Source organism: Streptomyces pseudogriseolus (genome assembly GCA_002154585.1).
GTDB lineage: Bacteria > Actinomycetota > Actinomycetes > Streptomycetales > Streptomycetaceae > Streptomyces > Streptomyces pseudogriseolus.
Genome location: MUNG01000083.1, coordinates 1 through 19189, shown reverse-complemented (window position 1 = coordinate 19189; position 19189 = coordinate 1). Strand labels below are relative to the sequence as shown.

Genomic DNA, 19189 nt, shown 5'->3' with positions numbered 1-19189 from the left:
TTCACCCCGCCACCTTCACGGTCGTGGTCGCGCCCCACAGGGCGAGCGACAGGAAGAAGTCGGTGACGCTGATCAGGACGATGGCGTTGCGCACGGACCGTCCGACGGCGACGCCGACGCCGGCGGGGCCGCCCGAGGCGCGGAATCCGTAGTAGCAGTGGGCGAGGATCACCATCACGCTGAAGATCAGCACCTTCAGCACGGAGAGCAGCACGTCCGTCGGGGAGAGGAAGAGGTTGAAGTAGTGGTCGTACGTCCCCCGGGACTGTCCGTTGAACAGGACGGTCACGTAGCGGGAGGCGAGGTAGGAGGAGAGCAGCCCGATGGCGTAGAGCGGGACGATGGCGACGACGCCCGCGATGATGCGGGTGGTGACCAGGTACGGCATGGAGCGGATGCCCATACCCTCCAGGGCGTCGACCTCCTCGTTGATGCGCATGGCGCCGAGCTGGGCGGTGAAGCCCGCGCCGACGGTCGCGGAGAGGGCGAGGCCGGCGACCAGGGGGGCGATCTCGCGGGTGTTGAAGTACGCGGAGACGAATCCGGTGAACGCGGCCGTGCCGATCTGGTCGAGCGCCGCGTAGCCCTGGAGTCCGACGACGGTCCCGGTGAAGAGCGTCATCGCGATCATCACGCCGATCGTTCCGCCGATGACGCCGAGGCCGCCGGAGCCGAAGGCCACCTCGGCCAGCAGGCGCTGCACCTCCTTGAGGTAGCGGCGCAGGGTCCGCGGGATCCACAGCAGGGCCCGTACGTAGAACAGCAGGTGGTCGCCGGAGCGGTCGAGCAGGGCGAGCGGGGAGGCCATCCGACCTCAGCCTCCCTTCGGCGGGACGATCCGGAGGTAGACGGCCGTCATCACCATGTTGACGAAGAAGAGCAGGAGGAACGTGATGACGACGGACTGGTTGACGGCGTCGCCGACGCCCTTGGGGCCGCCGCGCGGGTTGAGGCCCCGGTGGGCGGCGACGATGCCGGCGATGAACCCGAAGATCAGGGCCTTCAGTTCGCTGACGTACAGGTCGGGCAACTGGGCGAGGGCGGAGAAGCTGGAGAGGTAGGCGCCGGGGGTGCCGCCCTGCATGACGACGTTGAAGAAGTAGCCGCCGAGGATGCCGACGACGGAGACCAGGCCGTTGAGCAGGACCGCGACGCCCATGGCGGCCAGGACCCGGGGCACGACCAGTCGCTGCACCGGGGATACGCCCATGACCTCCATCGCGTCGAGTTCCTCGCGGATGGTGCGGGAGCCGAGGTCGGCGCAGATGGCCGAGCCGCCGGCGCCGGCGATGAGCAGGGCGACGATGAGCGGGCTCGCCTGCTGGACGACGGCGAGGACGCTGGCGCCTCCGGTGAAGGACTGGGCGCCCAACTGCTGGGTGAGGGAGCCGACCTGGAGGGCGATGACGGCGCCGAAGGGGATCGAGACGAGGGCGGCGGGCAGGATCGTCACGCTCGCGACGAACCAGAACTGTTCGATGAACTCGCGGAACTGGAAGGGCCTTCGGAAGACGGCGCGGCCGACCTCGGCGGCGAGCGCGAAGAGCCGGCCGGTCTCGCGCAGAGCGCCGGTGATCATGCGCCGCTCCCGGCGACGGGCGCCGTGACGGTGGCCGCCGCCGCGTCCCGCGCGTAGGTCTCCCGGATGGCGGAGCGCGCGGCCGGCGGCAAGGTGTCGATCATGCGCATGACACGCTCGCGCCGTCGTGCGACGGCGCGGCGCGGCGGAAGGCCGGGGGACGGCTGCCGCTGCGGCACGATCACCCGGGGCGCGGCGGGCGTCACGGAGTTCGCCTCGGCGGCGAGGGTGGCCGCGTCCTTCTCCTCGGACATGCCGATGGGCCCCTCACGCCGGCCGCCGAGGAACTGGGACACGACCGGCTCGTCGCTGGTGAGGAGCACCTCGCGCGGACCGAAGGTGACGAGCTCGCGCCGGAAGAGCATCCCCATGTTGTCGGGCACGGTGGCGGCGATGTCGAGGTTGTGGGTGACGATCAGCATCGTCGCGTCGATCTGCGCGTTCAGGTCGATCAGCAGCTGCGAGAGGTAGGCGGTGCGGACCGGGTCGAGCCCGGAGTCCGGTTCGTCGCACAGGATGATCTGCGGGTCCAGCACGAGCGCGCGGGCCAGCCCGGCCCGCTTGCGCATGCCTCCGCTGATCTCGCCCGGAAGCTTGCCCTCCGCGCCCAGCAGTCCGACGACCTCGATCCGCTCCATGACGATACGGCGGATCTCCGACTCCTTCTTGCGGGTGTGCTCACGCAGCGGGAAGGCGATGTTGTCGAAAAGGGACAGGGACCCGAAAAGGGCTCCGTCCTGGAACATGAGACCGAATAATTTACGAGTCTCGTAGATGTCTCTTGTCGGGCTGTTCACCATGTCCACTCCATTGATGAGGACACGGCCCTTCTCCGGTTTGAGCAACCCGATGAGCGACTTCAGAAAGACGGTTTTTCCGGTTCCGGACGGGCCCAGCATCACACTGACTTCTCCGGCCGGGAGAGTGAGTGACACGTCCCGCCAGATGTTCTGCTCACCGAAAGACTTGGTCAACCCTTCGACCACTACTTCGATTCCCATATCACCTCCAGCGGACGTCCGTGACACACACCGCGGGCGCACCTACCCCTCCGCGACTTGTCACCACGCAGACAACACAGCGGCCCGGCGCCCGCCGCGAGGGACAGGGCGGGGTCGCGCGCCGCCCTGGAGGGCGGAGCAGCGCGGAACCCGCCGGCGAACGCACCGGCCCGGCGGAGGGTGGGCCGGTGGGACGTCCTCCGGGGCTCCGCCCGCCGGGGGCGGTCACCCGGAGCCGAGCACCGCACCGGCACGTTACGGCCGAGTAACCTCAGTGGGCAACACCGCACGACGAGTTTTCCGGGATACCGGCCCACCCCCCACGGAACCTGTCAGCGGGGGAACAAGAAACCCCCGGGAACTTGTCCGCCGGTGAGCAACACGGTCCGCCGTCCGCGCCCACGAGGCAGCGCGCCCCCGAAACCGGCCGCACCCCATTCCTTGACAGCACGTGATGAACACGGCCCCGGGATTCCTCACGCAGGGAACAGCTTGTTCCCTTTCCTGAAAGAATCATGGAATGCCTCATTGTTCGACTAAGTTTACCGCCGGTAACGTCGTGGTTCATGGACAGGCAGCAGCGTCCAGCCGCGGTGCGTACGTCCGCTTCTCCGGGCGCATACGGCCACGGCCCGTCTCAGCCGGTCGACCCTCGAGGAGATTCCCGGACCATGAAGAATTATTTGAAGAGATCAGCCGTCGCGGCGTGTGCGGCCGCGGCCGCGCTGGCCCTCACCGCCGGTACCGCCTCCGCGGCGCCCTCCACGGTGTGGACCGTCAGCCCGTCACCGGCCTCTTTCACTGCCGTGAACACGGGCAACATCGTGCTGACCGCCACCATCCCGATGACCTGCACGGCCTCGAACGCGAGCGGGACGATGGCGAGCACCACCGGCAACCCGGCGAACGTCGCCGCCATCAGCACCATGAACTTCGGTACGTCCGGCGCTCCGTGCACCAGCGTCCTGGGCAACGTCACCACCGTGGCCGTCACCCCCTGGAGCGTCGTCGCGGTGGATTACAACTCCGCGACCGGCGTCACCACGGGCTACGTCGGCAACGTCAAGGCCAACGTGAGCGCCGGCGTCTGCAAGTTCACGGTGTCGGGCAAGGCCTCGGCCACCTACACCAACAGCACCGGCATCCTGGCGGTCAACAGCGTCGCCGGTGAACTGACGGTCAGCAACCCCGTCAACTGCGGGGCGGTCGTCACGACCAGCACCAAGCCCACCTTCAAGGGCAACTACGCCGTCAAGGTGGCCGGTACCACCACCATCCCGACCATCGTCGGTTCCAACCCGTAGGCCGCCACCCGCTCACCCTCGCCCGGCCGGACCCCCGGCCGGGCGTTCGCGGGCTCTGTCCCGGATCCCCCGACACCGTCCCTCCTGCCGAGCGGAGCTGTATGAGAGTCCAACGAGCCGTCCCCCCGCGGCCCCGCCGAGCCCGCGCCACGCTCACGTCGACGGCCGCGTTCGTCGTGCTCGCCGCCCTGGTCCCGGCCACGGCGTCGGCCTCGGACACCCGGAAGGCCGACGTCGAACTCCCCTACGTCTGCGCGCTCCCCTCGGGGAAGGCGCCCGTGACGGTGCGGATCTCGGCGGAGTTCCCGCAGCGGACGCGGGCGGGTGAGGCGTTCACCCCCACCGGTGTCACCACCACCGTGGAGCTCCCGGCGGAAGCGGTGGCGGACCTCGCCCGGCACGACGCGTCCGAGGTGCGCGCCGGTACCGCGCTCGCCGTGACCGTGGCCCAGGACTCGGCCACGGCCACGGCGACATGGCGGGGAAGCTCCGGCCCCGTCGCCCTGCCGGCGTCCGGGCCGCTGACGCTGACCACGACGGGCGACGTCCCCTCGGTGACGGGCCGGAGCGACGGCGACCTGACCTTCACCGCGGGGGGCCTGGCGATCGGCCTGTCGCCCGGTCCGGAGGACGACGCCGGCGGCGGCGCGGAGACCGGTTCACCGGCCGTCGAGTGCGCGCTCGCCGAGGACGCGCCGGACAAGGGCCTGCTGGCCACCGTGCCGGCCGTCGCTGACGCGCCGGGGACGAGCGGTTCGCCGTCCGCCCCGGCGCCCGGCGGGACATCCCCCGCACCCGGCGGGACGTCCTCGGCGCCGGCGGGCGACTCGCGGGACCGCCAGGGCGAGCGGTCCCCGGAGGCGCCGGAGGACTCACCGGGCACCGCCGCCGCCCGTGACGTGCCGCCGTGCCGCTACGACGAGGAGAATCCGCCCACGCCCCTGTCGCTCAACGCCTACGTCACGGGCTACGCCAACGTGAGGAAGCAGAAGGCCGCTTCGTACCTTCCGCCGTCCTGCGTGCTGATCGACGGGGGAGAGTTCCAGGTCCCGGTCGACGAACCCCTCGACCCCGAGCACCTGGTCATGGTCCTGGAGACGTACGGCGAACTCAGCTACCACGGACGCAGGGAGACGCCGCCCTACGCCAGCACCTTCCTTTCCTTCGGCTTCACCCCGGTGAAGGCCACCATGGTGCTCAAGCAGACCGGTCCGATGAGGATCGACGCGCGCATGAAGATGCGCTTCTCCGACCTGTTCATGACCACGGAGACCTACGTACGGGTCCCCCTGGTCGCCCAGGTCACGGCCCTCGAGGTCAACGGCACCCCCCTGGACGTCGGTTCCGGTTGCCGGACCGAGACGTCCCTCACCTCCGCCGACCCGGACCCGGCGAAGCATCCCGGCGACCATGTGGTGCTGTACGGCAAGGCCGAACAGGTCCTCGGCGAGGACGTCACCGGCTACACGATCCTCACCGGCGGCCCGCTGTCCGGTGAGGTGACCATTCCGGCCTTCACCGGCTGCGGCACCGGCGGCGAGGACCTCGACCGTCTGCTCACCGCCTCCGTCTCCGGTCCCGGCAACTACATCAAGCAGGTCCAGGGCCAGACGTGCACCCCCCTCGTCCCGGTGTTCGAGACCCCGGAAACCAGGGGCCAGTGCACGCAGGACCTCCAGCCCTACCAGATCCCGGTCGCCGAGCGCTGAGCCGCCCGGCCCGCCCCTTCCACGAGAAAGGCCACCACCATGCGGTCGTTCACCCCCCGCACCAGGCTCGCCACCGTCTCCGCGCTCACCGCGCTGGGCGCCTTCGCCTCCCTCGGCACGGCGACCGCGGCCGATCCCGCGCTGAACGGCGAGTGGGCCCCCTTCACCCGCTGCCCGGTGGACGCGCCGGCGATGCTGGCCGCCGACGGCTTCGAGAAGACCCCGCAGTGCGTGGTGTCCACCTCCGCGGGCGGCTCCGTCAAGCTGGGCGACACCACCGTCGTCACCGGGAAGACCAGTCTCCAGATCGGCATCGTCCAGAACGCCGACGGCACCAGCAGTGTGGTGGCCCCGCCCGGCGGCGCGCTGGTCGCCGAACCGGCCACCGTGCCCGGCGGGCTGCTCGGTCTGATGTGTCCCAGCGCCATACCCGTGATCACGGGCCTGTGCGAGTCGCTGGAGAACTCCAGCCTCAACAAGATCACCGCGACCATGGAGTCGGTCGGCGCGCCCTACGACTTCGACCAGACGGCCGGCGTCCTGACCGACATGCCCATCGTCGCCCTGCCGGTCCGCATCCACCTGGAGAACCCGCTGCTCGGCAGCAAGTGCTACATCGGCACGGCCGCCAACCCGATCGTGCTGCTGCCCGAGAACCGGAACTACCCGGACTTCGCCATGACCTTCTTCCAGGGGGACGGCACCCTCGACCCGGCCGGCGAGATGAGCCGCATCGACCTCACCGGCGCCACCCAGAACGACAGCACCTTCGCGGTCCCCGCCGCCACCGGCTGCGGGCTGAACATCGGCCTCATCAACGCCGCGGTCAACGCGAAGACCGGGCTGCCCTCGCCTTCCGGGAACAACAGCCTCACCCTGAACGACACCCGGACCCACCTGACCGGCCTCAACGCACCCGGCACCGCCGCTCCCCGGGCGGGCGAGGTGCTGGCGGAGCACTGGCACTCCGCCGTCAGGTGAAGCTCCTGTGAAGCGGTTCCCGCCCAAGAGGTGTACAAGGCAATTAAGTTGACTTACCGTCAGCTTTTCGGGACCGGTGCTCGTTGCGGCCCGGCCGGGCTTCGTCCCCAAGGGCGTGCCCCGGCCGGGCCGCTCTGCCGGACAGGTCGGAGAGCAAGGGATCAGTCATGCCCTCAAGCGCACGTCCTTCGGTGCTCGGCGAGCCGCTCGACCCCCTCCCCCGGCAGTTCGCCGCCTTCATGCGGCCGTTGCTGCCGGGACTGCTGAACGAGATAGGGACCGAGGTCACCCGCGCCTACCCGGTGTACGGCAGGCTGCTCAACGGCCCCGACGGGCACGCCATCCGCCAGGGGGTCGAGCAGGCCCTCACCGCCTTCGTGGACCGGGTGGCCGACCCCTCGACGACGTCGGAGCTGCGGGACGACCTCCTGCGCCGGTTCGGCCGGGTGGAGGCCTACGAAGGACGCGACCTGGAGGTGCTGCAGGGCGCCTACCGGCTCGGCGCGCGCATCGCACTGCGCCGGGCCAAGACGCTGGGGCGGCAGCACAGTCTCTCCCCCTCCCTGGTCCTCGCCTTCGCCGACGCCCTGTTCGCCTACGTGGAGGAACTGGAGGCCGTCACCCGGGAGGGGTACACGGAGGTACGGGAGAGAGCCGCGTCCGAGGTGTCCGCGTTACGAAGACAGCTGTTACACCTCCTTCTGGCCGCCTCCCCGCTTCCCCGGACGACCGTCTCCGAACTGTGCGCCTCCGCCGCCTGGGAACTGCCCCGGACGTGCTTCGTCGTGGCCCTGCGCCCCCCGGTTCCCGAGCACATCCAGGCGGGGCTCGACAGCGACGTCCTCGCTGACTTCGACATTCCGCAGCCGCATCTGCTGGTGCCCGGCGAACTCACCCCCGAGCGCGTCCGGATGCTGCACACGACCCTGTCCGGCACCCGCGCCGCGGTGGGCCTGACCGTGCCGGTCGCCCAGGCCGCGGACTCCGTCCGCTGGGCACGCCGCGTGCTCCAGCTCGTCGACGACGGCGTCGTGCCCGACGCCCCGCTGGTCCGCTGCGAGGACCACCTGACGACCCTGTGGCTGCTGTCCGACCCGGCTCTCGTCGACCGCCTCGCCGCCCGTGAGCTGGCGCCGCTCGACGGGTTGACCGCCAAGCGGCGCGACCGGCTCGTCGAGACCCTCCGGGTGCACGTCTCCACCCGCGCCTCCGCCGAACAGGTCGGCGAGATATTGGGCGTCCACGCCCAGACGGTGCGCTACCGGCTGCGGACACTGGACGCCTACCTGGGCGACCGCCTCGCCGACCCCGACCACCGGTTCGCCCTCGAGGTGGCTTTGCGCTCGCGCCATCTGCGCAGCCGCGACGGCGCGACGTGACGGGTGCGGCCCGCAGGCCCGGTCGGTACGCGACCGGGCGGCGGGCGCCACGGCGGGGGCGGACGGACACACGCCCCCGCCGTCATGTCACTTCTCCGGGCACCGCTTCCACGCCAGGTGGTAGACCGTGCTGATGTCCCCGTCGGTGGAGTCCATCGTCATGAAGCTGACCTGGGACGGGTCGCTGCCCGCGGAGACTCTCAGCTCCGTGTTGATGTTGAAGTTGCGCTGCACCCCGCAGGGCGCGTAGACGAGCTGCGCCCAGTCGGTCTCGTCGGTGGCCTGCCAGTTGTCGTCGTACGGGCCGGCGAAGACGTGCGTGCGGTGCTCGGTGTTGGGCGACCCCTGGAAGTAGTACGAGGCCCGCTCGGTGCCCCGCGCGCCGGGCCGGAGGGCGGCGAAGCCCCGGTAGTCCGCGCTGGCGATGGCGTAGGTGAAGCCCTGCGGGACGTGGACCAACAGGCTGAGCTGGCAGTTCCTGCGGGCGGCCGTGGGGTCGGAACTCCCGCCGGCCTGGGCGATGTAGTCGCTGTAGGTCACGGTGAACGCGGTGTTGTCGGCCGAGACGGCGACGGCCGCGGTACCGGCGGGACATCCCGACCCGTTCACCGTGGCGACCTTGATGACGATCTTGTCCGGCGGCGGGTCGTCGAACGAGGACCCGGGGTTGTTCGCGGGCAGCGCGGCGCCGAGCAGCGTGGCCGCCGCGACGCCGAGGAGCAGGCCTGAAGCCATGGTTCTCCGTCCTTGGGTGGGGGGTGGTGCGGTGCGATGGTTGAAGCGTCATGCACATGCCAAAAGTGCGGGCACATGCAGCCCCGGCCCCGTGAAGGAGGCATGAAGGAGCGGTGAAGGCCGGGAGCGGTCGCATCGTATGGAGCGCCGCCACGGCCGGACAGGGCGAACTCCGGCCATTCACTCCCGGTCCGTATACCGCCGGTGAACGCCACGCCGCGCGAGGGCTCCCCCTGGGGACGGGGGCCGTTCCGGTTCGGGGACAATGACCCACCAGCACCGCTTGTGGCACAGACCAGGAGGCGCTCCCTTGGAGCTCAGCAGGCGCACCTTCACCGCCCTGACCGGCACGGCCGCGCTCGGCCTCGCGCTGGCCGGCAGCGGCGGGGCGGCGACCGGCGCGCGGGGGCCGCGCGTCGTGCCGACCGGACCGCCGCCCCCGCTTCCGGAGGCGGACGGCCGGCGCCATCGCGTCACCTACGACCGGCACTCGCTGCTGGTCGACGGCAGGCGTCTGGTGCTGTGGTCCGCCGAGGTCCACCCGTTCCGGCTGCCCAGCCCGTCGCTGTGGCGGGACGTGCTCCAGAAGCTGCGCGCCCACGGCTTCACCGCCGTCGATGTGCCCGTGCCGTGGAACGTCCACTCCCCCGCGCCCGGCGTGCACGACTTCACCGGCGTGCGGGACCTGAACCGCTTCCTCACGGTGGCCGCCGAGGAGCGGCTGTACGTGGTGCTGCGGCCCGGCCCCTACCTCGGCGCGGACCTGGACGCCGGCGGCCTGCCCGGCTGGCTGACGGCCGTCCCGGGCGCCGCCCGCACCGACGACCCGGAGTACCTGCGGCACGCGGAGGCGTGGCTGGCCGCCGTCAACGCCGTCGCCGTACGGCATCTGTACACCGCGGGCGGCGGGACGGTGCTGCTGTACCGGCTGGAGGACGGGCGTCCGGTGCCGCCCGGGGACCCTGTGGCGCGCGCCCACCGGGCCCGGCTGTACGCGCGGGTGCGCGCCGACCTCATCGACGTGCCGGTGCTCGACGCGGAGGGCCTGCCCGGCGGCGAGGGGCCGCCCACGGCCGGTCTCACCGCCGTGGCGGGCGGGGCGGCCGACGCCTGGGGCGGGCCGCTGTCCGGCGGCGAGGGGTACGCGCGGGTGCGCGAGGCCCACGACGCGCGGCACGAGCGGCGGCGCCATCTCACCGCCCTCGCCGACCGGGTCACCGTGCACCACACCGGCATGGGGTTCGGCGGGACGTCGTGGGGCTGGCTGCCCGGGCCGGGCGTCTACACCTCGTACGACTACGGGGCGGTGCTCGACGAGGCACGCCGGCCCGCGCCGAACATGGCCGCCGCCCAGCAGCTCGGCCATCTGGTGCGCACCGTGCCCGACCTCGCCCGGCTGGAACCGGACGGCGACGGGCCGGAACGCGTCGCGGACGGCCGGCTGACGGTGCGCCGGCTGACCAACCCCGACACCGGCGCACGGTTCTTCGTGGTGCACAACGACTCCGGCGAGGAGGTACGCGCCCTGCTGCCCGGCACCGGCATCGAGGTGCCGGTCACCGTGGCCGCCGGCGACGCCAAGCTGGTCGCCTCCGGCCTGCGCCTGGGCCACCGGAAACTCGCGTACACCACCGCCCAGCCGATGCTCTGCGTCTCCACCGGGCGGCAGGACGTGGCCGTGTTCGTCGGCCGCAAGGGGGAGACCGCCCAGCTCGCCCTGGACTGCGAGAAGCAGCCGGGCGCCGACCGCGCCGACACCGAACCCGCCTGGGCCTACGACCAGGGCCGGCTGAACGTCGTCTCGCCGCTCGGGGTGGGCGGGCTGAGCCGGGTGCTGGTCAAGGACGGCGACTCCGAGACACCCCTCGTGCTGCTGTTCGCCGACGACGAGACCGCGCTGCGCCTGTGGACGTACGAGACCCCGGCCGGGCCGCTCGTGGTCTACGGCCCCGCCGTGCTGCGCTCGGCCGAGGTGCGCGGCTCCACGATCCATCTGACCGGCGACGTCACCGTCGAGACCGGCGTGGAGGTGTGGGGGCCGCGCGGCATCGCCGAGATCACCTGGAACGGCGAGCCGGTGCCCACCTACGTCGGCCGCGCCCGCAGCCGCGTGATGGAGGGGCTGATGCCCGCCGTGCGCGCGGTGGCGCTGCCCGCGCTCGACGGCTGGCGGTGCCGCACGGAGAACCCGGAGTCCGGCCCGGACTTCGACGACTCGGCCTGGACGGTCGCCGACCGCACCGCCTCGCACAGCACCACGCCGGTGCCCGAGGGCGGGCCCGTGCTGTTCGCGGACGACTACGGCTTCCACCACGGCGACGTCTGGTACCGGGGGCGGCTGGAGGACCTGACCGGCATCCGGTCGGTGGCCCTGTCCTACAGCACCGGCACCGAGGGGCTGCTGATGGCCTGGCTGGACGGCCGGCCGCTCGGCACGCACCGGATGCCGGCGCCCGACGAGGACACCGTCGCGCGCGGCACCTGGACGGCGACCGTCCGGTTCACCGTCCCCGGAGCGGTGCGCGCCCCCGGCGAGCACGTGCTGTCGGTGCTGGTGCGGCCCATGCAGCACGCCGGGACGGAACCCGGCGAGGACGCCCACAAGGCCGCGCGCGGGCTGGTCGCCGTCGAGTTCGCGGGCGGTGACCGCAGCGTGGAGTGGCGCGTGCGGGGCGCCACCGAGCCGGAGCGGGTGACGGGCCCGTTCAACAACGGCGGTCTGTACGGGGAGCGGCGCGGCTGGCATCTGCCGGACCACGACGACCGCGGCTGGCGGGTGGTGGAGTTCCCACGCGAGCAGCGGCGGCAGGGCGTCACCTGGTACCGCACCCGCTTCCGGCTGGGTCTCGAACCAGGGCTCGACGCGTCGGTCGGGCTGACCCTGGAGGACGACCCGGACCGCGCCTACCGGGTGCAGATCTTCCTCAACGGCTGGAACCTCGGCCAGTACGTCAACGACGTGGGCCCGCAGCACACCTTCGCGCTGCCGAACGGCATCCTGCGCACGCGCGGCGCCAACACCCTGGCGCTGGCGGTGCTGTCCGACGGGACCACCCCGGCCGGGCCGGGGAAGGCCACGCTGACGCTGCTGGACGGGGCGCGCGGCGGCGTCCCGGTCGAGCCGGTGGACCCGCCGGGGAGGTGAGCCCGCCGGCCCGCGCGGACACGGGGCGCCGCGGCACACGGTCCGCGGGTCACGCCAGCCGGATCACGTTCCAGGACAGCGGCTCCAGCACCGCCGTGAGCCGGCCGCCCTCCAGTGCGGTGCCCTCGGCCGCGTGGGGCGTCACGCGGTCCGGCTCGGCAAGGGTGTTGCGGGCGTCGGGGTCGGCGTCCGCGAGCACGCTGTGCTCGACGACGGACGCCGGACCGAGCCCGTTCAGCGCCACCTCCAGCGGCAGCGGCTCGGTGCGGGAGCGGTTGACGGCGAACACGGTGACCGTGCCGTCCTCGGCGCGCACGGCGGTGGCGTGCAGCAGGTCGGCCTCGCCGTACTTCTGCGTCCCGTACGTCGGGGAGTCCACGCGCACGTCGAGGACCTCGCCGCGGCCGTACCTCGAGGCCTGGGCGAAGGGGTGGAACGTCGTCTGCCGCCAGGCCGGGCCGCCCGGCTCGGTCATGATCGGCGCGATGACGTTGACCAGCTGGGCGAGGCAGGCGACGGTGACCCGGTCCGCGTGCCGGAGCAGCGCGATCAGCAGCGAGCCGAGGACGACCGCGTCCATGACGCTGTAGCTGTCCTCCAGCAGGCGCGGCGCCTCGGGCCAGTCGAGCGCGCTCACCTGCTCCTCGGTGCGGGACATGTACCAGACGTTCCACTCGTCGAACGAGAGGCTGATCTTCTTGGGGGACTTCAGGCGCGCCCCGACGTGGTCGCAGGTGGCCACCACGTCCTCGATGAAGGTCTCCATGTCGACGGCGGACGCGAGGAAGGAGTCCACGTCGCCGTCGAGCGGCTCGTAGTAGGCGTGCAGGGAGATGTGGTCGACGAGGTCGTACGTCTCCTGGAGGACGGCGGCCTCCCAGGCGGCGAAGGTGGGCATGGAGCGGCCCGAGGAGCCGCAGGCGACGAGCTGCACGCCGGGGTCCATCTGCCGCATGGCGCGGGCGGTCTCGGCGGCGAGGCGGCCGTACTCCTCGGCGGTCTTGTGACCGGTCTGCCAGGGGCCGTCCATCTCGTTGCCCAGGCACCACAGCCGGATGCCGAACGGGTCCTTGTCGCCGTGCCCGGCGCGCAGGTCGGACAGGGCGGTGCCGCCGGGGTGGTTGGCGTACTCCTGGAGCTGGAGGGCCTCGGCCACGCCCCGGGTGCCGAGGTTGAGGGCCATCATGGGCTCGGCCTGCGGGCCGATCTTCCGCAGGAAGGAGATGAACTCGGACAGGCCGAAGCGGTTGGTCTCGGTGGAGCGCCAGGCCAGGTCGAGGCGGCGGGGGCGGTCCTCGACGGGGCCGACGGAGTCCTCCCAGCGGTAGCCGGAGACGAAGTTGCCGCCGGGGTAGCGGACGGCGGTGACGCCGAGCTCGCGGACCAGGGCGAGGACGTCGCCGCGGATGCCGTCGGCGTCGGCGGTGGGGTGGCCCGGTTCGAAGACGCCGGTGTAGACGCACCGGCCGAGGTGCTCCACGAACGATCCGAAGAGGCGGGGGTCGACCTCGCCCACGGTGAAGGCGGGGTCCAGGGTGAAGCGGGCGGTTCGCATGAGGTCCTTCCGGTGCGGTGGGAGGTACGGGGTCACTGACCGGCGAAGTTCGAGATTTCGGATGACGCTCGTAGCGTCGAACGGACCGTAAGGGCGGCGCACCCGCGCGTCAATGCCCGGACCCGAACGCGCGCCACCCCCGGGCGCGTTCACCCGGCGTGCGCGGACGGCCGGAACCAGGCGCTTCCGTCACCGGGACGGCATGACGCGGACACGTCTGTCCGCGTAGGCTCGGGCAGGCCCGACACCGGCAAGGAAGCGAGGGTCGCGATGGGGTTCGCGGACGCGGCCATGGGCCCGGCCTCGTTCCTCGGTGAGTTCTACCCGTCCTTCTGGTGGGTGCCGGCCGTCGTCCTGGCCGCCGCCCTGGCCATCAAGGTGCCGACCATCATCCGGCTGTGGAGCGACCCGCTGCTGCGCGCCGTCGGCGGACTGCTGCTGCTCGCCTGCGCGGTGTTCGTGTTCGTCGCGCCCTCCACCATCGGCTGGGTCAACCGGGTCACCGGCGTCCCCAACATCTCCGCGCCCTGGGTGTACTCGCTGCTCACCGCGTTCTGCGGGTCCTGCCTGGTGCTGATCATCGCCTGGCGCGACGGCCTGTCCGAACGGTCCGCCGCCACCCGCCGCGCCACCCGCCGGGTGATCGCCGCGTACGGGGGCGTGATCGTCGCGCTGTGGGTGCTGTTCGCCCTCGCGGACGTGCCCGTGGAGCGCACCCGGGACCTGGACACCTACTACGCCACCACGCCGTTCATGCGCGAGGAGATCCTGCTCTACCTCCTCGCCCACACCACGGCCGCGCTCATCACGTCCAAGCTGATCTGGAACTGGATCCGCACGGACGGACTCGACGCGCTGCTGCGCTGGGGACTGAAGTTCCTCGGCGCCGGCTACGCCCTCAACCTGGGCTTCGACGCGGCCAAGCTCACCGCCGTGGGCGCCCGCTGGACCGGCAACGACCTGGACTGGCTCAGCCTGCACGTGGCCCCGGCGCTCGCCTGCCTGTCCGCCGTGTCCATCGCCGTCGGCTTCATCCTCCCGCACGCCGGCCAGTACCTGCACGAACGCTGGCGGATCCGTCTCGCCCACCACCGGCTGCGCCCGCTGTACCTGCTGATGTGCCAGGTGCACGGCGGCGGACTGCCCTTCGCGTGGCGGGCCAGCCCCGAACTGCGGCTCACCCGCCGGGAGACGTTCATCCGCGACGTGCTGCTGCCGCTCGCCCGCCGCACCGACGAGCGGCTGCGCGCGCACGCGTACGCCGCCGCCCTTGACCTGGGCTGCCCGCCGGAGCGGGCGCGGGCGGTGGCCGCGGCGGTGGTGATCCTCGACGCCGTCGAGGCGCCGCCCGGCGCGGAGAGCGACCACGGCGCCGACACCACGGAGCTGCTCCGCGAGATCGCGGCCGTCTCCCGCACCCTGCGCCACCCCGAGCTGATCCGGGAGGTCCGCGCCCGCGCCGCGGCACCCGGGGACACCGTGGCGGTCACCGAGTGACCGCGAGGACCACGGAACTGGCCGAAACGGCCCGCGTCTTGGCATATTGCACAGGTGACCGAGCGACGCCCAGGGGAGCAGGGAGACAGCGGTGCGTACCAGGAAGGAGATGCGTCGCCTCGCTGACGCCCTCATCGACCCCATCCGGGTGCGGGTCCCCGCGGACCCCGAGGTCCTGTTCGAGGCGCTGGTCGCGTCCGTGAGCGCCTGGCGGGGACGCGAGGTGCACGTGCACCGGGCGGCCTTCCCGCCGCACACCGCGAGCGGCCTGTGGCTGGAGCGCGACACCCACGACGACGTGGTGGTGGACGAACGGGCCGCTGTGTGGCACCAGATCGTCATCCTCTGCCACGAGGTGTGGCACATGAACCGCCGTCCCGCCGACGAGCCCGCGCCCGCCGACGGCCGGCCCCGCCCGGTCGCCGCGCGCAGCGACTTCAGCCTCGCCGAGGAGCAGGAGGCCGACCGGTTCGGCATGCTGATGGGCCGCCGGCTGCGGTCCTGGCTGGACACCTCGGCCGGCACCGCGCCCGCGGCCGAGCCGGGCGACCCGCAGGACCTGGCCGGGCGCATCGGCGCCGCGCTCAACTACCGCGGGACCAAGAGATGACCGGCGGCCTGCTCAACTACGTGAGCTGCGGGGTGCTGTGGCTCGGACTGCTGGTCAAGGCGCCCGACCTGCTGCGGCACCGGCGCGACCCGTATCTGCGGGCCATCTGCGCGGTGCTGGGCCTGGCCGGGCTGTGCTTCTTCCTCGGCGCGCCGCCGACCGTCGGCGCCGTCAACCGGATCGGCGGGGTCCCCAACCTCGCGGCGCCCCTCACCTACGCGGCGATCACCGGCTACTGCGCCGCCTCGCAGGTGCTGATCGTGCACTGGCGGGGCGGGCCCCGGGTGCGGCGCACCGCCCGCCGCTGGATCGTCGCCTACGCCGTGATCGTGGTCGGCATCACCGCCACGTTCGCCCTCGGCGAGGCGCCCGTGGAGCGCCGCACCGACCTGGACACCTACTACGCGACGACCCCGTACATCGCGCAGATGATCGTGCTGTACCTGCTCGCGCACCTCACCGCGGCGACCGTCACCGCGGTGTCCTCGCTGCGCTGGGCGCGCCGGGTGGGCGGCGGGCTGCGGGCCGGGCTGCTGCTGCTCGGCGCGGGCGCGGGCTGCGGCGCCGGGTACAGCGTGTCCAAGCTGGTCGCGGTGGCCGCCCGCTGGACCGGCCGGGACTGGACCACGCTCGGCACCTCCGTCTCGGCGGCCGCCGCCGGACTCGGGGCGCTGCTCACGGTCGTCGGGGTGCTGGTGCCCCTGACCGCGCCGCGCGCGGCCGAGGCGCGGCGGGCCCGGCGGACGTACGCCCGGCTCGAGCCGCTGGAGCGGGCGCTGGACGAGGTGCTGACCCGCCGCAGGCTGCGGCTCCCCCGGCCCCGCTTCGCCTCCCCGGTGACCCGGCTGATGTGGCGCCAGACCAGCATCCTCAACGCGCTCGGGCATCTCGACGCCTACGTCGACCGCGACCTGTTCGACCGCGCCCGCGGCGACGCGCAGGCGGCGACGGGCGACCCGGCGCGCGCCGAGGCCGCCGCCTGGGCCGCCGTGATCACCGCGGCGGTACGGCGGGAGGCCGACCCCCGCGTGCCGCCGTCGCGCAGCGCGGCCAGACCGCCGGCGCCCGTGCCGGAGCCGGAGCTGCTGGTCCGCATCGCCGACGCGCTCGCCGGTCCCGCGCCGGCGCTCCCGGTGCCCGCGATGCCCACCGGCACGCCGACGGCGGGCACCGCGTGAGCCGGGACGCACGGGTGAGGAGGCGGCCCGGATGAGCATCGTCGTGTATCTGGCGGCCTTCGTGTTCGGGATGACGTCGGTGCTGCTGCTGCGCCGGCCGCGGCGGGCGCTGCGCAACCCGCTGGCCGTCTCCACCTGCGTGTCGATCCTGCTCGGCGCGCTGGTCTTCGTGTGCGCCGCGCCGGCCACCCTGGCCCGGGTCAACGCCCTCACCGGGATCCCCAACTTCGGCGCCCCGCTGACCTACGGGATGATCTGCGCGTACAGCTGCGCGGTGCTGGTGCTGCTGATCAACTGGCGCGGCGGCCCGCGCGCGCTGGTACGGCGGCTGGTGCTGCGCTGCGTGGCCGTCTACGGGGTGCTGGTGGCCGCCGTGGTGGTGCTGTTCGCGCTGGCGGACGCGCGCACGGAGCGCCTCACCGACCTGGACACCTACTACGCGGGCACCCCGTTCATGCGGGAGATGATCCTGCTCTACCTGCTGGGGCACGCCGCCGCGATGCTGGTGATGTGCGCGGTCTGCGTGCGGTGGGCGCGGGAGGTGTCCGGGCCGCTGCGCGCCGGACTGCGGCTGATCATGATCGGGGCGCTGGTCGACGTGGTGGGCTTCACGGCGGCCAAGTGCACCGCCGTGGCGGCCCGTTGGGCCGGGCACGACTGGGATTTCCTGTCCACCACGGTGGCCCCGCCGATGGCGTCTCTGGCCGCGCTGCTGTGCTCCGCCGGGTATCTGCTGCCGTCCGCGGTCGCCCAGGGGCGGGCGTGGGGCGACCACCGGCGGCTGGCGCCGCTGTGGGCGCTGGTGCGGTCGGTGTCCACCGCGCCCAAGCCGCCGACCGGCTGGTGGCAGCTGCCGCAGGCGCGGCTCCAGTGGCGCGAGGTGTCCATCCACGACGCGCTGCTGGTCCTCGCCCCCTACTTCGACCACCGGGTCCGGACCCGGGTCCGCGACGACGCCCTGCGCGCCGGGCAGCCCCCGCACCAGGCGCGGCTCGCGGCGGAGGCCGCGATGCTCGCCGACGCGGCGCGCCGGGCAGCCGCCCGCGAGGAGCCGCCCGAGAGCGCGGGCAGCTACCGGCTGCACGCCACCGAGGTGTCCGGCACCGGCGGGCTGGTGGAGCTGGCCCAGGCGCTGCACCGGCGACCCGCCCGCACGTCCGCGCACGACGGCGCGGCCCCGTCCTCCCTTTCCGGATCCGTGAGCGAACCCGAGGAGCCCCATGTCGCGTAGAGCTGTCGTCATCGGTGCAGGACTGTCCGGCATGCTGGCCGCGGCCGTCCTGTCCGCCGCGGGGGCGGACGAGGTGGTCGTGGTGGACCGGGACGAGCTGCCCGACGGTCCGGAGCACCGCAGGGGGCTGCCGCAGGGACGGCACGCGCATCTGCTGATGGCCGGCGGGCTGACGGCGATGGAGGAGCTGCTGGAGGGCGCGGAGCTGCGCAAGCGGCTGCTGGCGGCCGGGGCGCACGAGATACCCCTGAACTCGGGCATGGTGGCGCTCACCCCCGAGGGCTGGCTGCGGCGCTGGCGGCGGGCCGGCCCGTCCATGCTGACCTGCACCCGGGCGCTGCTGGACTGGGTGGTGCGGGAGGCGGTGCTGGAGCGGGCGCCGGTGCGGATCCGCAAGGCGGCCGTGGTGGGCCTGACCGGTTCGGCGGGGCAGGTGCGCGGGGTGCGGCTGGCGGAGCCGGGCGGGGACACCGACCTGGACGCGGACCTGGTCGTCGACGCGAGCGGCCGCGGCACCCGGGTGGTGAGCTGGCTGGACGGCATCGGGGTGACCGGGGTGCGGGAACAGGCCGTGGACTCGGGCCTGGTGAACGCCTCCCGGCTCTACCGGGTCCCTGAGGGCGCGGAGGACTTCCCGCTGACGATCGTGCAGCCCAACCCGTACCTGGGCCGCGCCGGGCGCAGCGCGATGATCATGCCGGTCGAGGGCGGCCGCTGGCTGGTGAGCTGCGGCGGGACGCGCGGCGGGGAGCCGCCGGCCGACCCGGAGGGGTTCCTGCGGTACACGCTGGCGCTGCCCGACCCCATCGTGGGGCGGCTGATCTCGGGCGCGGAGCCGCTGGGCGACGTGCATCTGAGCCGCTCGACGAGCAATGTGCGCCGGTACCTGGAGAAGCTGCCGGCGTGGCCGGAGCGGTTCGTGGTGCTCGGCGACGCGCTGGCCACGTTCAATCCCGCCTACGGGCACGGGATGTCGGTCGCCGCGTTCGGGGCGCGGGTGCTGAGCCGGGAGCTGACCCGGGGCGGCATGACGGCGCCGGGGCTGGCACGGCGGGTGGTGCGGGGCGCGGCGCGGGCGGCGGAGCCGGCCTGGTCCATGGCGGTCGGCCAGGACCTGCTGTACCCGGACGTGCGCGGCGGCGGGCGGCCGTCCCCGGCGGACCGGCTGGTGTCGGCGTACAGCCGCCGCATGATGCGGGCGGCGACCGGTTCGTTCACGGCCGCCTCGGTGATGTGGGACCTGATGAGCCTGCGCACCCCCCCGACCCGCATGTTCCGCCCGACG

The 19189-nt window shown here is 73.0% G+C and carries 15 protein-coding genes; 10 read left to right on the top strand and 5 right to left on the bottom strand.

Going from position 1 to position 19189, the window contains the following annotated elements; genetic code table 11:
* Nucleotide 1: 1 nt before the first annotated feature.
* The 3 genes from CCN29_RS09075 to CCN29_RS09065 are packed head-to-tail and all read right to left on the bottom strand — an operon-like array spanning nucleotide 2 to nucleotide 2580.
* On the bottom strand, nucleotides 2–808 hold the full coding sequence (locus CCN29_RS09075; RefSeq protein ID WP_006135642.1) for an MlaE family ABC transporter permease: 807 nt from the start codon (nucleotides 806–808) through the stop codon (nucleotides 2–4).
* Nucleotides 809–814: 6 nt separating this feature from the next.
* A complete protein-coding gene (locus tag CCN29_RS09070) occupies nucleotides 815–1579 on the bottom strand; it encodes an MlaE family ABC transporter permease (protein ID WP_006135643.1) in 765 nt (254 codons plus the stop codon).
* Nucleotides 1576–2580, bottom strand: coding sequence for an ABC transporter ATP-binding protein (locus CCN29_RS09065; RefSeq protein ID WP_086680915.1), 1005 nt, complete (start codon nucleotides 2578–2580; stop codon nucleotides 1576–1578). Before CCN29_RS09065 ends, CCN29_RS09070 begins: the two co-directional genes overlap by 4 nt.
* Before the next feature lie 671 nt (nucleotides 2581–3251).
* Here CCN29_RS09065 and CCN29_RS09060 point away from each other — a divergent pair.
* The 4 genes from CCN29_RS09060 to CCN29_RS09045 all read left to right on the top strand — a co-directional run bounded on the left by CCN29_RS09060 (nucleotide 3252) and on the right by CCN29_RS09045 (nucleotide 7953).
* Nucleotides 3252–3884 (top strand): hypothetical protein, encoded by a 633-nt coding sequence (locus tag CCN29_RS09060; protein ID WP_086680913.1) that lies wholly within the window; start codon nucleotides 3252–3254, stop codon nucleotides 3882–3884.
* A 101-nt stretch (nucleotides 3885–3985) separates the two neighbouring features.
* A complete protein-coding gene (locus CCN29_RS09055) occupies nucleotides 3986–5593 on the top strand; it encodes a DUF6801 domain-containing protein (RefSeq protein ID WP_031059973.1) in 1608 nt (535 codons plus the stop codon).
* A gap of 39 nt (nucleotides 5594–5632) precedes the next feature.
* The gene (locus CCN29_RS09050) at nucleotides 5633–6574 is read left to right on the top strand and encodes a hypothetical protein (RefSeq protein ID WP_006135650.1); all 942 of its coding nucleotides are present in this window, start codon (nucleotides 5633–5635) and stop codon (nucleotides 6572–6574) included.
* A gap of 167 nt (nucleotides 6575–6741) precedes the next feature.
* Nucleotides 6742–7953, top strand: a complete 1212-nt coding sequence (locus CCN29_RS09045; RefSeq protein ID WP_031018761.1) for a PucR family transcriptional regulator — start codon at nucleotides 6742–6744, stop codon at nucleotides 7951–7953.
* A gap of 87 nt (nucleotides 7954–8040) precedes the next feature.
* Here CCN29_RS09045 and CCN29_RS09040 read toward each other — a convergent pair whose 3' ends face one another.
* Nucleotides 8041–8688 (bottom strand): DUF4360 domain-containing protein, encoded by a 648-nt coding sequence (locus CCN29_RS09040; RefSeq protein ID WP_006135653.1) that lies wholly within the window; start codon nucleotides 8686–8688, stop codon nucleotides 8041–8043.
* 310 nt (nucleotides 8689–8998) lie between these two features.
* Between CCN29_RS09040 and CCN29_RS09035 the strand changes: the two genes are divergently transcribed.
* A complete protein-coding gene (locus CCN29_RS09035; protein WP_086680908.1) occupies nucleotides 8999–11833 on the top strand; it encodes a beta-galactosidase in 2835 nt (944 codons plus the stop codon).
* Nucleotides 11834–11882: 49 nt separating this feature from the next.
* Here the strand turns inward: CCN29_RS09035 and arfA are convergent, their stop codons facing one another.
* Nucleotides 11883–13388 carry an arabinosylfuranosidase ArfA gene (gene arfA, locus CCN29_RS09030; protein ID WP_086680906.1) on the bottom strand — a complete coding sequence of 502 codons (1506 nt, stop codon included), beginning with the start codon at nucleotides 13386–13388 and terminating at the stop codon, nucleotides 11883–11885.
* 270 nt (nucleotides 13389–13658) lie between these two features.
* Between arfA and CCN29_RS09025 the strand changes: the two genes are divergently transcribed.
* The 5 genes from CCN29_RS09025 to CCN29_RS09005 form a co-directional block, all read left to right on the top strand.
* A complete protein-coding gene (locus CCN29_RS09025) occupies nucleotides 13659–14885 on the top strand; it encodes a DUF6545 domain-containing protein (protein ID WP_031018767.1) in 1227 nt (408 codons plus the stop codon).
* 91 nt (nucleotides 14886–14976) lie between these two features.
* Entirely contained in the window at nucleotides 14977–15495 is a 519-nt protein-coding gene (locus tag CCN29_RS09020) for a hypothetical protein (protein WP_037816814.1), read from the top strand.
* On the top strand, nucleotides 15492–16673 hold the full coding sequence (locus CCN29_RS09015; protein WP_031018769.1) for an MAB_1171c family putative transporter: 1182 nt from the start codon (nucleotides 15492–15494) through the stop codon (nucleotides 16671–16673). Before CCN29_RS09020 ends, CCN29_RS09015 begins: the two co-directional genes overlap by 4 nt.
* 31 nt (nucleotides 16674–16704) lie before the next feature.
* Nucleotides 16705–17904 carry an MAB_1171c family putative transporter gene (locus CCN29_RS09010; RefSeq protein ID WP_031018770.1) on the top strand — a complete coding sequence of 400 codons (1200 nt, stop codon included), beginning with the start codon at nucleotides 16705–16707 and terminating at the stop codon, nucleotides 17902–17904.
* On the top strand, nucleotides 17894–19189 hold a 1296-nt coding region (locus CCN29_RS09005), incomplete at its 3' end, for an FAD-dependent monooxygenase (RefSeq protein ID WP_086680918.1). The genes CCN29_RS09010 and CCN29_RS09005, both read left to right, overlap by 11 nt.